The 16,165-nt window shown below is 35.2% G+C and carries 17 protein-coding genes; 8 read left to right on the top strand and 9 right to left on the bottom strand.

Translation table 11 applies throughout. The annotated features are described in order from the left end of the window. Positions 1-86: 86 nt before the first annotated feature. The 9 genes from LY60_RS09285 to LY60_RS09245 form a co-directional block, all read right to left on the bottom strand. Positions 87-1,154, bottom strand: coding sequence for an FAD-binding protein (locus LY60_RS09285; RefSeq protein ID WP_145082689.1), 1,068 nt, complete (start codon positions 1,152-1,154; stop codon positions 87-89). Positions 1,155-1,298: 144 nt separating this feature from the next. Next, entirely contained in the window at positions 1,299-1,775 is a 477-nt protein-coding gene (locus LY60_RS09280) for a DUF2975 domain-containing protein (protein ID WP_145082687.1), read from the bottom strand. A 110-nt stretch (positions 1,776-1,885) separates the two neighbouring features. Beyond that, positions 1,886-3,358 (bottom strand): DUF4153 domain-containing protein, encoded by a 1,473-nt coding sequence (locus LY60_RS09275; protein ID WP_145082685.1) that lies wholly within the window; start codon positions 3,356-3,358, stop codon positions 1,886-1,888. 3 nt (positions 3,359-3,361) lie between these two features. Beyond that, positions 3,362-3,568: a helix-turn-helix domain-containing protein gene (locus LY60_RS09270; RefSeq protein ID WP_019229427.1), complete on the bottom strand. Its 207-nt coding sequence runs from the start codon at positions 3,566-3,568 to the stop codon at positions 3,362-3,364. Between the two features lie 9 nt (positions 3,569-3,577). Next, positions 3,578-4,030 (bottom strand): DUF2975 domain-containing protein, encoded by a 453-nt coding sequence (locus LY60_RS09265; RefSeq protein ID WP_145082683.1) that lies wholly within the window; start codon positions 4,028-4,030, stop codon positions 3,578-3,580. 199 nt (positions 4,031-4,229) lie between these two features. Next, positions 4,230-5,009, bottom strand: coding sequence for an ABC transporter ATP-binding protein (locus tag LY60_RS09260; protein ID WP_145082681.1), 780 nt, complete (start codon positions 5,007-5,009; stop codon positions 4,230-4,232). Then, a complete protein-coding gene (locus LY60_RS09255) occupies positions 5,006-6,040 on the bottom strand; it encodes a FecCD family ABC transporter permease (protein ID WP_145082679.1) in 1,035 nt (344 codons plus the stop codon). Before LY60_RS09255 ends, LY60_RS09260 begins: the two co-directional genes overlap by 4 nt. After that, entirely contained in the window at positions 5,997-6,968 is a 972-nt protein-coding gene (locus LY60_RS09250) for an ABC transporter substrate-binding protein (RefSeq protein WP_145082677.1), read from the bottom strand. The genes LY60_RS09255 and LY60_RS09250 overlap by 44 nt, the downstream gene beginning before the upstream one ends. Continuing rightward, positions 6,962-7,897 carry a (4Fe-4S)-binding protein gene (locus LY60_RS09245; RefSeq protein WP_145082675.1) on the bottom strand — a complete coding sequence of 312 codons (936 nt, stop codon included), beginning with the start codon at positions 7,895-7,897 and terminating at the stop codon, positions 6,962-6,964. The genes LY60_RS09250 and LY60_RS09245 overlap by 7 nt, the downstream gene beginning before the upstream one ends. A gap of 106 nt (positions 7,898-8,003) precedes the next feature. Between LY60_RS09245 and LY60_RS09240 the strand changes: the two genes are divergently transcribed. From LY60_RS09240 to LY60_RS09205, 8 genes are all read left to right on the top strand, one after another. After that, the gene (locus LY60_RS09240; RefSeq protein ID WP_145082674.1) at positions 8,004-8,891 is read left to right on the top strand and encodes a LysR family transcriptional regulator; all 888 of its coding nucleotides are present in this window, start codon (positions 8,004-8,006) and stop codon (positions 8,889-8,891) included. A 201-nt stretch (positions 8,892-9,092) separates the two neighbouring features. Further along, a complete protein-coding gene (locus LY60_RS09235; protein ID WP_145082672.1) occupies positions 9,093-10,115 on the top strand; it encodes an energy-coupling factor ABC transporter permease in 1,023 nt (340 codons plus the stop codon). Between the two features lie 13 nt (positions 10,116-10,128). Further along, complete coding sequence (cbiQ, locus tag LY60_RS09230; protein WP_145082670.1) at positions 10,129-10,935, top strand: cobalt ECF transporter T component CbiQ; 807 nt, start codon at positions 10,129-10,131, stop codon at positions 10,933-10,935. Then, positions 10,935-11,699, top strand: coding sequence for an energy-coupling factor ABC transporter ATP-binding protein (locus tag LY60_RS09225; protein WP_145082668.1), 765 nt, complete (start codon positions 10,935-10,937; stop codon positions 11,697-11,699). Before cbiQ ends, LY60_RS09225 begins: the two co-directional genes overlap by 1 nt. A gap of 13 nt (positions 11,700-11,712) precedes the next feature. Continuing rightward, positions 11,713-12,525: an ATP-dependent sacrificial sulfur transferase LarE gene (gene larE / locus LY60_RS09220; protein WP_145082666.1), complete on the top strand. Its 813-nt coding sequence runs from the start codon at positions 11,713-11,715 to the stop codon at positions 12,523-12,525. Between the two features lie 16 nt (positions 12,526-12,541). Further along, on the top strand, positions 12,542-13,285 hold the full coding sequence (gene larB, locus LY60_RS09215; RefSeq protein ID WP_145082664.1) for a nickel pincer cofactor biosynthesis protein LarB: 744 nt from the start codon (positions 12,542-12,544) through the stop codon (positions 13,283-13,285). Continuing rightward, entirely contained in the window at positions 13,285-14,667 is a 1,383-nt protein-coding gene (gene larC, locus LY60_RS09210) for a nickel pincer cofactor biosynthesis protein LarC (protein WP_145082662.1), read from the top strand. Before larB ends, larC begins: the two co-directional genes overlap by 1 nt. 307 nt (positions 14,668-14,974) lie before the next feature. Further along, entirely contained in the window at positions 14,975-15,952 is a 978-nt protein-coding gene (locus LY60_RS09205) for a helix-turn-helix transcriptional regulator (RefSeq protein WP_145082660.1), read from the top strand. Positions 15,953-16,165 lie beyond the last annotated feature (213 nt).

Genomic DNA, 16,165 nt, shown 5'->3' with positions numbered 1-16,165 from the left:
ATCATAATAATTTCTCTGCAATGTAAAAAATAATACAGAAGATGTAAAAAATCATCTTGGGTACGGACATTTAAATTAGCAGAGATTTAGCATTGCTTTAAACTTTGAAAACCTGATTTCATAGCAAAATTTCTTAAAAAGGGGTTAAACATTGCCGGAGATTTTAAATTTTTTATAAGTAAATTTAATTTAATATCTTTTACCTTCTGTTCATATCTATTTAAAAATCCATCTATTCCATCTTCAAGACTCTCAGCTAAATATAGGGAGCTTTTTAATGCATAGCTGATTCCTTCTGCTGAGCTGGGGCTAATTGCTCCTGCGGCTTCTCCAACTAAAGCTATACAGTCTCTACCTGCATAAAACTGTGATATTTTCATAGGTCTATTAATAAATGCACCCTCTGTTTTTAATTTGTTTCCAAAATTAAAGCCTAATTGTGTTAATTTTGCCTTCAGAAGATTATATTTTTCTCTTGTATTATCCCCAGGTTTTAGGGCTGATCCTAATAGCAAGCATTTATTCTTAGGTATTACCCAAGAGTAAAAATTACTTATTTCTGTATCAAAGATTGCTGTGAAATAAGGCATAGTAGATTGACACTCATACCATTCCTGAATTGAAATGTACCTTTCGGGAAAATTTTTATCATAGCAAATAGACTTTCTTATATTTGAAAGGGCACCATCAGCACCTACGATAACTTTTGTTCTAGCAGCTGTCTCAAGTCCATTATAAATATATTTAATTTCATACCCTTCCTTCGTTTTGGTAAAGCTCTTAAAAAATGAATTGAATTTTTTATCAACACCGGTTGGAAGTAATGAAATAAGCCATCTATCAAACTTTTCTCTGTCCATGTTATGATAGAATCTCTGATATAGCCTTTCTAGGTTGTTAGTTAAATCAATGGTTCTTACTGCAAAAAGCTGTGGGTCAACTAGAATATCTTTTGGAACTCCTAAGCCCAACTTTGCAATCATTTTCTGAGCATCAGGTGCTAGTAAACCTCCGCAACATTTATTAATAGTGTTTTTGTGGTTCTCATTTTCCAGATCACGCTTATCTATCAATAAAACTTTATATTTATCTCCGATTAATCGTGCAAGGTTAGCTCCTGCAGGGCCAGACCCGACAATTACAATATCATACATAAATGTACCTCTTTTGATATATTTCTTTTATTAATATTTTTCTTTTTCTTGCTCTTTCAATATGTCATAGTTATAGTATTTTCTGTAAGAAGCCACACTAATTTTTCCTTTTTAACATCACATCGATATTGACTATATGCTGTATCAAATCGTTAAATCATTGTCGTCTTTTATATCAATGGCTTCTTTTAATAGCTTTCCAAGAACTGCAGCAAAGACAGAAATTACAATTGAAGCAAATACTGGAATCATACCGATTATGACTAAACCTGGTGCATCATCAAATTCTGCTATGAGAAAAACAAATGGCATTATTAACCCATACACACCACTGAAAGCTGCTGCACAAAGTTTGATGTTCTTTAGACATTTAACAGACAATTTAGAGAATGCTTGATTGATGTCTATAATGTTTAATAGTTTAAAAGCCTGATATAATGCAATGAAAAATGGTATAGCAGATACATACATCCCTAGTATAATGGGATATATCATATGGGCATATTTTGGATTTACCGGATTATTAGGAAGCCAGGTTAATCCAAATACACCGAGGCTAAGAACTGGAACTCCTATAAGAATAATAGCTATCTTTAAAAAAAGTGTTGATCCTCGTTTCATAAAACACCTCTCTAATTACTTTGTTGATTTTATTTTAATACAGTATAAATAATTCATTCCGTGGACGGACCTTTTAGTTCATTTATAAATTAAAAGGTCCGTCCACGGGTTTATTTGCTTATTAGCTGTATGGCTTTGTCGATGGAATAATTTCTGCTCTGCCAAAGTGAATCGCTGCTGTAATTTTCTTCAATATCTTTAAAGTACAAATCTGCTTTATACCTGGTCATTATGTCTGCATTTTTGTTTTCTACAAGCCTTGCTATCTGTGGAGCCGCGTCCACAGATAAACTCATGAGATAATCTATATCCAGCGAATCTGTTTCTTTTGCAAGATACATATCAACATTATGTTTGGCAATTATGTAATCAATTTGAACAACATTCAAACACAAGTAATAGCATAATCCAATAACCATGTATACGGCCATAATATTGAATTCAGGTCTCATTATAAATGCAGCAGTAATTATAAGACCAATGGATTCAAATATGAGGAATCCGTAAACCAAGACCCTAAGTCGTGTAAATCCGTATTCCTGGTCGTATAGATACATTCTGTAAAATGAAGATATGAGCATTACAAATGTTACTGCGCACAGATACATCATGAATATTTTTGTAAGATTTGACCATTTGTTTCTTTGAACATAAATTTTTTCTTTATATAAATATACTGTCAGTAATATAAGCCCAATATTTAAAAAGCTCAGGAAAATGAGTTCAAAAAATCCTCTTCTGGCATATTCGGCGTAATTTAAGTTTCCCGGCAAGACAGAACCCGCAAATAAATATTTGAACTGAATGAAAATAAACAGTGTATACACCAGCAGTATTGATGAAAGCAAAATATTTATGACAATTGTGTCGACATTTTTGGGTCGTATTTCTAAGGTGAAAATTGCATTTTGGGAATCTGACTTTTTCTCTGCAAATACAATGTATATTAGACCAAACAAATACAGTCCTGCAATCATTCCAAAAATGATTTTAAATATTAACTCTAAATCAAGCATTTTTGAAAACCATTCAAGTGTATTTTCAACTTTGACTGAGAAAACAAGGTCTGCAGAGGACAGCATAATCAGCAGGAATACTACAAATGGAAGAGATATGAATATTCCGAGTATTATGCTGGAATGAAGCTTTTTTTTCACGTCATCGCTTTTATACTTATTGATCCATTTAAAAGGAATGTTGAAGTTTCTTAATGGGACAATAACATGTTCGAGTATTTTAAATAAGAATTTGAAACTCAGTTCTTTCACAGGGAAGTTGTCTGTAAGAATTGCAACCATGGTGCTGTACAACAGCATTGTGCACAGGAAATTAGGCGCTCTCCATAAATAACTTCCGCTTAAGTAATAGTTAAGAGACAAAATGAATATGGGAACAAACATTAACAGTCCTTTTTTATTTTTTGCCTCTTCACGCTTGTAGATTAAGGTGAATATTGAAACAAACTGAATGATTGTAAATACAGGAACACTTATTCCCGGGTTGTGAGTAAGTATTAAATATATGAAGCTCACTGCTGAAAGCAGTCCATAAATAGACAGCTTAATTTTTATTGAATTATCCATGATTTACTCCTTTACATATTCTATTATATCTCCCGGCTGACAATCCAATGCCCTGCAGATTTCTTCCAGTGTGGAGAATCTTATGGCCTTGGCTTTGTTGTTTTTCAATATTGATAAATTGGCAGGCGTAATATTTACCTTTTCCGCCAGCTCCATGAGTCCTATTTTTCTCTTTGCCATCATGACATCTAACTGAATAACAATACCCATTGTATCCTCCTACACTGTTAAATCATTTTCATCTTTATAGTATACGGCTTGCTTGAACAAATCCTTGAGGGTCAGGCAAAACAAACATGCAATAACAAATATGAGAATAATCACAACGGTTGATATGGTAAACCAAAACAAGCTTTTAATACAGAATATAATTGAAATTAACATGCTTGCAACAGCCATCTTTCTAAGGCATGTAACATTTTTCAAAACAAAGGGATTTCCACCAATCAATGTTTTGAACATGACCCTGAGCTGCCACAAAATATATACTGATGCAATGCCTGAAGCAATCAGTACCAATATCATGGGCAAAATCAAATTATCCTGCAAATTGAAGTAGTACACCAGCAATGGCTTTGAAAATGGTACATATAAGCAGCAAATAATTCCTACAATGAAAAGCACATCAACACAAATTTTAGATACATAATGAACAAAACTATTTTTATACATGAAAGTCCTCCTTGCTTTTATAACTAAATTATAGCAGATGTTTTTCTAATGTCAATAATTATTTATCGATAAACAATAAAAAAATATTGTCTTTCACATTGAAGAAAATGCAAAAAGACGGGCCATAAGAAATGCCCGTCAGGATTTGTCAATAATCTGAAGTGATTGCCGTGATTTATGAGATAACTATATATTTAAGCTAGGGAAGAGTGAAGATATAATGCTTTGAGGAATAGTTTTCTAAACTGGCCTCCATGCATCGTATGTTGAATATCTGGTTTATTTTTCCTGTTTTTATAACCTTTTCAGGAACATCATTAACAGCAATGTGACCGTTGTCCATGAGACATATTTTATCTGAGCAGGAAAAGGCAAGATTCAAGTCATGAAGGACCATGACAACTGTCTTGCCAAGTTTTTTCAAGTTTTTCACAGTTTCAATAATTTCAAGCTGGTGGTTTATATCAAGATAAGTTGTGGGTTCATCCAGAAATACTATGTCTGTGTTTTGAGCCAAGACCATTGCAATAAATGATTTTTGCCTTTGACCTCCGGATAATTCCTTCAAGTTACAGTTTTTAAACTGTTCCAGTCCCATTAATTCAATTGACTCCTCAACAATTTTTTTGTCGTTTTTCTGAGGAATTCTTGAAAAGTTCAAATATGGAAATCTGCCATGCATTACAAGGCTGTAGACTGTTATGTTTGGAACTTCCTTGTTTTGCGGAAGGAATGAAATGTGCCGCGCTATATCTTGATTTTTCATATTGGATAAATCTAAGTTTTTTCCATTAACATTAAGAAGAATTTTTCCGGACATTATTTTTAATAAATTTGAAGAAGTTTTTAACAGAGTTGTTTTACCGCAGCCGTTTTTGCCGATGATGGTTGTGATGGTACCTTTGTCAAATGAAACGTCTATGTTTTTAATTATTTCCCTGCCGCTGTAGCCTGCAGTTACATTTTTCAAACTAATCATAAATTACCTCTTTTTTTCATCAATAAAAGATACACAAAAAACGGTCCTCCAATAAAGGACATGATTATTCCCACAGGTAATTCATAGGGTGCAAACAATATACGAGAAAGTATGTCGCAAAAAACAGTGAACGAGCTTCCAAGCATGGCGCTTACCACTATCAGAATTCTGTTGTCATTTCCAACCAAAAATCTTGCAGCATGTGGTACAATTAATCCTATGAAGCCAATGAGCCCTGAAAAACTTATGGCACTCCCGGACAACAAAGCAGCAACTGCCAGAAGAACAAATCTGTACAAGGGAACATTCAGCCCCAGGGACTTAGCCGATTCGTCCCCTAAGGACAAAATATTCATGTCATAGCTTAAAAGCATAGATACTATAAGACCGAAAATTATAAATAAGGCTGCAAACTGAAGCTTTTCCATTGTTACTCCTGAAAAGCCACCAATCATAAATGCAGTCCTGCTTATTGAAGCATCAGGAACAATTGTGAGAACTGTGTCTGTTATGGCACCGATGAAACTTGATACGGCAATTCCTGATAATACAATGGTCATCCGCGAAGCTCCGGTTTTTAAGGCTATTAAATAAACAAGATTAACAGCAATCAGCGCTCCCATGAATGCAGCAACAGGAGTCAAATAAAAAAATGAAGGGAAAAATGCTGCAATAAGAACAACAAAAAGTCCAGATCCTGCATTAACTCCTATTACATTGGGGCTTGCAAGAGAATTGTTTAGTACAGTCTGCAATATAACCCCTGCAACAGACAAGGAGCTTCCGGCGAGAACTGCTGCTAACATTCGTGGCAGTCTCACATAATTTACAATCTGATAAGTATTTGATGAAGATTCATTAAACAATGCATTTATTGTTTCTGTCAAAGTTAGTTTAGTTGAGCCAAGAGAAATACTTAAAATTATTCCTGCTGAAAGTGTAATTGAAAGCAGAGCCATAACAAAAATGTTATAGCTCAGTGTGTCTTTATTTGAAAATTTCCGGATATATGATTTTTGCCAGGTATTCATAACTTTCTCCCCATTTTGCATTTGGTTTGTAGTGGAAAAGTTCCTTAGGAAGTACAATGTACCTGCCGTTTTTTACAGCAGACAAATTGCTCCAGGCAGGATTTTTTTCTATTCCGCTTTTCATTGCTTCAATGGCTTTTTCTGTGTTGCCCATAGTTGTGACGAATATATAATCAGGGTCTTCTTCAATAATTTCTTCCATGCTCAACTCTTCCAGAATTGACTGGTGCTTGGAGGCAATGTTTGTTGTTCCAAGATCATCAAGTATCCTGCATGCAAAGTTGTCATCGTCCTTTGCCTTGGCACCCCCTGAAAATGCACGTATGAATAAAACTGATGGATTTGACGTTGATGATATAATATCAGATTTTACTGTTTCAATTTCATTTTGTACTTCGAGGCCGTTTTTTTCATACAGATCCTTGTTTCCGGTTATGTCAGTACATATATCAAGCATTTTTAAATAATCCTCAAACTGTTCAACCTTAAAGTATGCATGAGGTATATTTGCTTTTGTTAATGTTTCTTTTAATTCCAAATGGCTTTCTATATCCGAGGAAAGGATTATGAAATCAGGAGAAAGAGACAATATTTCTTCAAGGTTTGGTTCTTTTATGGTACCCACAATCTTAGTGGTTTCAGATAACTTTATGTTTCGTTCTGAAATACTGTCGTCTGTTGTTCCGGCAATATTTCCTCCTGCAAGAAGCCACGTTTCAGCATAAGAACCTGAAAGAGCAATCACATTACGAGGCTTTTCCTTTAACACAACCTCATTACCAAGGGAATCTTCAAATGTGTAGTTCATATTTTCTGCGCTGACTTTAGTTTCATCTGATGAAGCCTGGCTATTGCTGCATGATACAGCAACCATTGCTGTTAGTAAAATCAAAATAAGCAGTGGTATTTGAATGTTTTTTTTCAGCACGTTGCACCGCCCTTTGTTTTAATTCCAAGTATTTCTCCTTTTCTGTCCATAATATTGTCTGATACAAGTATTTTTTCTGCTTCATCCACTCCAAGCCTGTCTACAGTTGAAGCAAAGCGTTCGCCTGTTAAGCCTTTTAATTTGAACAATAATATTGCTTTTTCTACAACATCCATGGCTTCTTCTTTTGTAAAAAGCTTTCTTAGTGGAGAACCCATGCGTATTTTTTTACCCCATCTGCCGCCAACATATACTTTGTATCCTTTATTTCCATCGGGAATTGAATCAAAGGCACATTTGTTGATGCAAATGCCGCAGTTAATGCATATTTCTTTATCAATAACAAGTTTCTTATTTACTACTTTTGCTGCATTCATGGGACATACATTTTCAATGCTGCACTTTTTGCAGCCCCTGCATTTGTCCTGGTTGTAGTTTGGAACCATTTGACCTACAATTCCAAGGTCATTCAGGTCAGGCTTGACGCAGTTGTTTGGACATCCTCCAACTGCTATTTTGAACTTATGAGGAAGAGTAACACTCCTGTATCCTGTGTAAAAGCGATTATGAATTTCAGTTGCCATTTCCTGCGTGTCGAAAAATCCGTTTGTACATACAGTTCCTTTGCATGCAACAACAGGACGAACTCTTGATCCTGTTCCTCCAATGTTCATGTTATCTTCTGCCACATGGTTTTTCACTGCTTCAATATCTTCAAATTTAATTCCAGGCAGCTCTACTGTCAGTCTTGAAGTGAATGTAATTTGTCCGTTTCCGTATTTTTCTGCAACCAAGGTTAAGTTTTTCATTTGTTTTGATGTAAGAACACCGTTTTCAGTTATTATTCTTGCTGAAAAGTGCTCCATATCATTGTTGGAAAGGAATCCCTCACCCTTAACTTTTTTTCTCTGTTCTGCTGTAATTTCCATATTTCCTCCGCTACATATTTTATATTTAATATTATAATCCTTGAATTACATAATTAAAAATAGTATTATTGTATAATATGATAGGTAATTACCTATGGGAGGAACCATGACAATAAGACATCTGAAAATTTTTATAGCAGTTTGCGATTACAAAAAGATGAGTCTGGCCGCAGAAAAACTCTTCATGGCTCAGCCGTCAGTGAGCCAGGTAATTGCAGAAATTGAACAGCACTACGGAGTAAGAGTTTTCGAAAGGCTGTCAAAAAAGCTTTATCTTACAGAAGCAGGAGAAAATCTTCTGAAGTATGCACGTCACATTGTTTCTTCTTTTGAAGAAATGGAAGACAGCCTACTAAAAAGCAGCAGCAACACCTCTTTGAAAATTGGAGCAACCATAACTGTGGGAACATGCGTGTTAAATGATATTTTAAATGACTTTAAACTTAAGAAACCAAACATAAGTACAAAGGTATATGTTGAAAATACAAACGTCATAGAAGAAATGATTTTGAAGAGTAAACTTGATTTGGGAATAGTTGAAGGAATAATTAAAAGCCGGGACATAATTACAGTTCCAATAGTTTCGGATGAACTCACTCTTGTTTGTCCTCTCTCCCATGAATTTTCATCACTGGAAGAAATAACTGCAGAGAAGCTTAACAATCAAGACTTCATTCTCAGGGAAGAAGGCAGCGGAACAAGGGAACTCTTTGAAAAGAAAATCGAAAACCTGGACATAACAATTAACAAAAAATGGATCTGCAACAACTCAGAAGCCATAAAAAATGCAGTCATAAGCGGGCAGGGACTCACGGTCATTTCCCAAATGCTGGTCAGAAAAGAAATTGAAGAAAAAAAGCTGCATGCAATAAAAATAAATGACTTAAAACTCACTAGGAACTTTTATCTTGCATACCACAAAAGCAAATATTTATCTGATAATCTTAAAAGTTTCATAAGCACATGTATGGATTGTTCAATCAAATTAAGTTAAATATCATTTTCATTAATGGTTGACAAGAACAATATAATTTGCTAAAATCTAAAAAGTCGTCTGAAGACGATTAAAATTTTGGAAGACCAAGATTATGACATCAAACCACGAAGGTTTTATTGCTTGAGAACAAGCATACCTTGTGGTTTTTTATTTTATTTAAATTTGGATAATTATGACAATATTAAAGGAGCTGATAATATGCATATGGCTGATGCCCTCGTATCGGCTGCAACAGGCGGAGCAATGTGGGCTGCTTCTGCTGGCGCTGCCACATATTCTGTAAAAAAGGTTCAGACAGAAATTGAAGAAAATGAAAAAAAGATTCCTTTGATGGGGGTTATGGGAGCATTTGTTTTTGCTTCTCAGATGATAAATTTTACTATTCCAGGAACGGGTTCCAGCGGTCATATTGGAGGAGGCATCCTTTTAGCAGCACTTCTTGGACCTCATGCAGGATTTTTGACGCTGATTTCAATACTGGCAATTCAAGCTCTTTTTTTTGCTGATGGGGGGCTGCTTGCACTTGGATGCAACATATTCAACATGGGATTTTTCACATGTTATGTTGCATATCCTCTTATTTATAAAAAAATAATACATAAGAAAATGTCAAAGAAAAATATTCTTATCGGATCGCTGATTGCAGCTGTAGTAGGACTTCAGCTTGGATCATTTGCTGTTGTACTTGAAACATTTTTTTCAGGGAAGACTGAACTTCCTTTTGGCACGTTTGTAATTATGATGCAGCCCATACACCTGGCAATAGGTATTGTTGAAGGACTGCTGACTGCTGCAGTCATTTCGTTTTTATGGAACACCCGCCCCGAACTTCTTGAAAGCAGCAACCTGGATAAAATTAATAACAGTAATAATAAAAAAGTTGTTGCATTGCTTCTTTGTGCGGCACTAGTTATAGGAGGAATTGCATCATGGTATGCATCAAATAATCCTGACGGTCTTGAATGGTCAATAGAAAAAACAATTGACAGCAACGAGGTTGAAGGCAACAGCAGCATACATGAACTTCTAAGAAGCGTTCAGGATAAAATCTCATTTCTTCCGGATTATAATTTTAAATCTGATCAGGAAGCTCAAACTCAAGCAAAACTTGGAACTTCACTTTCAGGAATATCAGGAAGTATTTTGACGTTAATAGTTGCTGCATTAATAGGAAAAATTTCAAAAAAATACAGACAAATAAAGGCTAAAATCAATAACTAACCGGGACAGACAAATGAATAAAATTACAAAATCAATGTATGGATTAAGGTATTTCGATGAAATAGCTCAAAATGACACAGTGATTCACAAACTGAATCCTTTGGTCAAATTGTTGGCAAGTTTTTTTTATATTTTAACTGCTGTTTCATTTAACAAGTATGAAATTGTGGCACTGATTCCACTGGCAATATATCCGTCTATAGTTTTCAACCTTGGAGACATTAAGGTTATGCCCGTATTAAAAAGGTCGCTGCTGGTGCTGCCTCTTATTATGCTTGTTGGAATTTCCAATCCAATACTTGACAAAGAAGCGGTTGTAATCTTTGAAAATATGATTGTATCAAGAGGTATTTTATCATATATAAGCCTCATAATAAAAAGCACATTATCAGTTATGTGCGGAATGCTTTTAATTGCAACTACTTCAGTGGACGATATTGCAAAAGCCCTTGGCAGCCTACATGTGCCGAAAATTTTTATAATGGTTTTTTTGCTCACATACCGCTATACATATGTCTTGATTGAAGAATTTTCAACAATAAGTACTTCATATTTTTTAAGGGCTCCGGGACAAAAAGGAATTCACAATAATATGTGGGGACCGCTTTTGGGGCAGTTATTGATGAGAACGTACGACAGAGCACAATCAATTTACAGTGCAATGTGCTTGCGTGGATACCAAGGGGAATATTATACGGCTAAAAATATTTTTCGCATAAATGATTATGTGTATTTGATTTTGTGTGTTGTATTTTTATTATTAGTCAGATTTTACAATGTGCCGGTAATACTTGGCAACATTATGACAGGAGCATTTTAATGAGTCATCACAATGTAATTATAGACAATGTTTGCTATTCATATCCTGATGGGAAAAAGGCACTAAACGGTGTGAATTTTGAAATTTATCACGGAGAATCAGTGGCAGTGGTAGGAAGTAACGGTGCAGGAAAATCAACTCTTCTTTTGTCAATGGTCGGAATTTTGTTCCCTGACAGCGGTGAAATAAGAATAGGCAATGTTCCGCTTGATAAAAAAACACTTCCGTCAATAAGGCAGAGAATTGGTTTTACATTTCAAAATCCGGATCATCAGCTGTTCAGCACCACAGTTTATGATGATGTTGCCTTTGGGCCAAGAAATTATAAATTATCAGAAAATGAAGTTAAGAAAAGAGTTGAAAGAGCCCTGGAAATTGTAGGAGCATCACATTTGTCAGACAGACAAACCTACAAGCTTTCAGGAGGAGAAAAGCGTTCGGTTTCAATAGCTTGTGTATTATCAATGGAACCTGACATACTTCTCATGGATGAACCTTCATCCAACCTTGATCCTAAGTCAAGAAGAAGGCTCATTAACATATTGAAAGAATTTAAACACACAAAAATAATAGCAACTCACGACCTGGACATGGTACTTGATGTTTGCGAAAGAACAATAGTTATAGGCGAAGGCAGAGTTCTGGCTGACGGAAAATCAGATGAAATATTAAGAAATGAAGAGCTTCTTGACAGATGCGGACTTGAAAAACCATTTGTGCTTCAGGGGTGTCCTGTTTGCTCAAAATATAAACAAATGACCTAACATGGGAGGAATTATGGAAAATAAATTTTTATTGCTAGAAGAAAAAATAAACAAGCTTGTTGAAGGCGGAGTATGTATTGCCTTTTCAGGAGGAGTTGACAGCAGTCTCATACTTAAACTTTCATGCGAAGCAGGGAAAAAACAAAACAAGAATGTATACGCCGTAACTTTTGAAACAAGACTGCACCCTGTTTCTGACGTAACTGTTTCAAAAAAAGTGGCAGGAGAAATGGGAGCCATTCATAAAATAATTCAGGTAAATGAATTTGAAAACAAGGAAATATTGAAAAATCCCGTAAACAGATGCTATTTGTGCAAAAAATCGCTGTTTGTAAATTTAACTGAATTTGCAAAGAACAATGATCTAAAATACGTGGTTGACGGCACTAATGCAGATGACCTGAAAGTCTACAGACCCGGCGTAAAGGCTCTTGGAGAACTGGGAGTTGTAAGCCCCTTGGCAGAGCTTGATATATCAAAGCAGGAAGTAAGAGAAATGGCAAAGAGCTTAAACATTTCTGTTGCTTCAAGACCATCAGCACCATGCATGGCTACAAGACTTCCTTACAATACTGAATTAAATTTTGAAATTTTAGAAAAAATAGATAAAGCAGAGGATTTTATAAAGAGCTTGGGCTTTGATGTTGTTAGAGTGAGGGTTCACAATGACATAGCAAGAATCGAGGTAACAAAGGAAAATATGATCAAATTGGTAGAAAACAGCCAATCCATCATTGATTTCATGAAAAGATCCGGCTTTGTTTATATTACATTGGATATAGAAGGCTTCCGTTCCGGAAGCATGGATATTAATTTGGAAAAATAAAATAAAAGAGGTTAAGATGGATATTCACGAATTGCTGTTAAAAGTAAAGAACAATGAAATTGATTTGAGTGAAGCTGAAAAAACTCTTAAAAAACTTCCTTACGAGGACCTTGGGTTTGCAAAGCTTGACCACCACAGAATGCTTCGGTCGGGATTTGGAGAGGTTGTTTACTGCAGCGGAAAATCAACAGAGCACCTTGTTAAGATTTTTCAGTCATTCAATGAAAAAAATATAAACATAATGGGTACAAGAGCTTCAAAGGAACAATATGAAGCAATAAATGCACTTATGCCTGAAGCTGAATATGACGAAATGTCGCGCATTGTAAAAATAATGAGGAATGTTCCGGAACAAACTGGTTTAATTGCAGTGTGCACAGGAGGAACATCGGACATTGCAGTTGCAGAAGAAGCTGCACAGACAGCGGAATTTTTCGGAAGCAGGGTAATGAGGGTTTACGATGTTGGAGTAGCAGGAATTCACAGACTTCTTTCAAAAATTGAAGATATAAACAAAGCCAACTGCATTGTAGCTGTTGCCGGCATGGAAGGAGCCTTGCCCGGAGTAATAGCAGGAATGTCCCATAAACCAGTAATAGCAGTGCCCACATCAATAGGTTACGGTGCAAATTTTAACGGGCTTTCTTCTCTTCTCACAATGCTTAATTCATGTGCAGAAGGAATTGCTGTAGTAAACATTGACAATGGTTTTGGAGCAGGGTACATGAGCACACAAATAAACAGATTGGCGGTACAATAATGAGCAAAAGAATTTTGTATATGGAATGTTATTCAGGAATAAGCGGTGATATGACTGTAGCATCCCTTCTTGATCTGGGCGGTGACAGGGAAGTGATGATGGAAGGATTGAGAAGTCTGAATGTAGACGGATACAGCATAGAAATAGGAAGAACAAAGAAATGTGGCATAGATGCATGTGATTTTAATGTTGTTTTAGAACAAGAGCATGAGCACCATCACGAACATGAGCACCATCACGACCATGAACACCATCATGACCATGAACATCATCACGAGCACAGTCATGGACATGAAATAGAAAACGGCCACTGTCATTCATATGATCATGACCACCATGAACATTATCAAGAAGCAGATGACAGTCATGGACAACATGCACATCATTACCATGAACACAGAAACATAGTCGATATATTAAAAATAATTGATGAATCAAAAATTACAAACAGAGCAAAATCAATTTCCAGAAAGATTTTCCAGGTTGTGGCAGAAGCAGAAGCAAAGGCTCACGGTCTTGGAGTTTCAGAAGTTCATTTCCACGAGGTGGGAGCAGTTGATTCCATAGTTGACATTGTTGCTTTGGCCATATTAATAGATAACCTTAAAATTGATGATGTAGTGGTTTCTGAACTGTATGAAGGAAGAGGTCATGTTAAATGCCAACACGGCATAATTCCTGTTCCTGTTCCTGCGGTCGTAAACATTGCAGCAGAACATTCTCTGCCCATAAGAATAACACAAGCCAGGGGCGAAATGATAACACCTACAGGAGCAGCAATAGCAGCGGCTATTAAGACTATGGATTCTCTGCCTCTATCCTACACCATCAAGAAAACTGGAACAGGTGCCGGTAAAAAAGATTTTGACAAAGCAAATGTGCTCAGAACTTATCTGATTGAAGAATCAAATGAACAATCAGAAACAGACATGCATCATTGCCAAGGAAATAAATATATGTGGGTGCTTGAAACAAACATTGATGATTCTACGGGAGAAAGTCTGTCATTCACAATGGAGAAACTTTTTGAAGACGGAGCAAGCGATGTTTTCTTCACTCCAATTTACATGAAAAAAAGCAGACCGGCTTACAGACTGACAGTAATATGCAAAGAAGATGACATTAGAAAAATGGAATCTGTAATATTTAACAACACAACAACTATTGGTATCAGAAGATACAGGACTGAGAGGACTGTTCTTAACAGGGAAATAATAGAAGTGGAAACAAAGTATGGTCCTGTTAAAGTAAAAGTTAGCAGCTATGAAGGAAATGTGTTTTGTAAGCCTGAATATGAAGATGTAAAAAACATATGCAACATAACAGGCAAGAGCTACAAGGAAATAAATGATGAAATTAAGAATATTTCATTGATGTTATAATATCCAGGTTCGGAAAAATTCCGAGCCTTTTTATATATAATAAAATTTTTTAACATTATTGAATGCTTGGTAAAATTATCATATAATAATTATGTGTAAGAATGGTCACTATGTATTCAAATATGCACATTCTGGTGTTGATGCAGCAATTATACCTGATTATGCACAGGAACAGGTCTTGGAAATAATATATGAAATTATAAAATTATATAAAATACAGCCGATAAATTAAGTGTCGGAGCAGGTATTTATGAAATTTTGTTTTAAAAGCACAATTAAATATATTAACATTGTATCGGGGGGTAAAATGTCTAAATTATCAAATCAAAAATTAAAGCTGATGTATTTGTTGAAAATTCTTTTCGAAAAAACTGACTCAGAACATTCCTTAACAGTTCCAGACCTTATAAACGAACTAAAAAAATACGACATAAATGCAGAAAGAAAAAGCATTTACAACGATATTGATTCCTTAAAAAGCTACGGAATTGATATTTTATGCAAAAAATCAAAGACTTATAGCTACTATGTCGGGGACAGAACTTTTGAACTGGCAGAGCTTAAACTTCTTGCAGATGCTGTGGCATCGTCAAAATTTATCACTGAAAGAAAATCTAGAGACCTCATAAGGAAAATAAGCAGTCTAGCCAGTAATTACGAGGCTTTGCAGCTAAAACGACAGGTTTATGTGGCCGACAGAGTAAAAACCATGAATGAAAAAATTTACTGCAATGTTGACAGAATACATCTTGCTGTTGCAACCCACAGGCAAATTTCCTTCAAGTACTTTGAATATACAGTTGACAAGAAAAAAAGATACAGAAACAATGGTGAAAGATATACAGCAAGTCCCTATACCCTCACATGGTATGATGAAAATTACTACCTGATTGCTGATTGTGAAAAACATGATAGAATTTCTCACTTTCGTGTGGACAAGATGGAAGACATAGAAATTCTGGAAATAGCAGCAGAACAAGGAGATCATATAAATTTTGGAGATCATGCCAAAAAAGTGTTTGGTATGTTTGGAGGGGAGGAAGTAACTTTGGAAGCATTGTTTGACAATTCTCTGCTTGGTGTTGTAATTGACCGCTTTGGTGAAAAAACAATAATACACAAATACGACCAGGACAACTTCATGGCAATTGTGAGAGTTCAAATAAGTCCTCCTTTTCTGGGGTGGATATTTCAGTTTGGCAACAAGGTTAAAATCCTTTCACCTGACAATGTAAAGAACAAACTGGTAGAATACTGTAAAGAAGTTGAAGGCAGTTATTGCTGAGATGATTTTAGATTGTTGCTGTGTAGCTGTTTAGTTTTTAATTGTAATTTTGAAGTTTTTTCCTTAAATTACATTAATATTTTCGAATAAAGGAAAAAATTGTTAATATAGCATTTTTTACCTAATTAATTGTAATTATTTTGAAAAAACATTGTATTTATCGACACTAAATGCTATAATTTTTACGAAACATAATAAAATTTAGATTAAAAA

Origin of the sequence: Sedimentibacter saalensis, from assembly GCF_007830175.1 — a bacterium.
Taxonomy (GTDB): Bacteria; Bacillota; Clostridia; order Tissierellales; family Sedimentibacteraceae; genus Sedimentibacter; species Sedimentibacter saalensis.
Note: the sequence above shows the minus strand (reverse complement) of the source record. Positions and strands in the feature narration are given on the sequence as shown.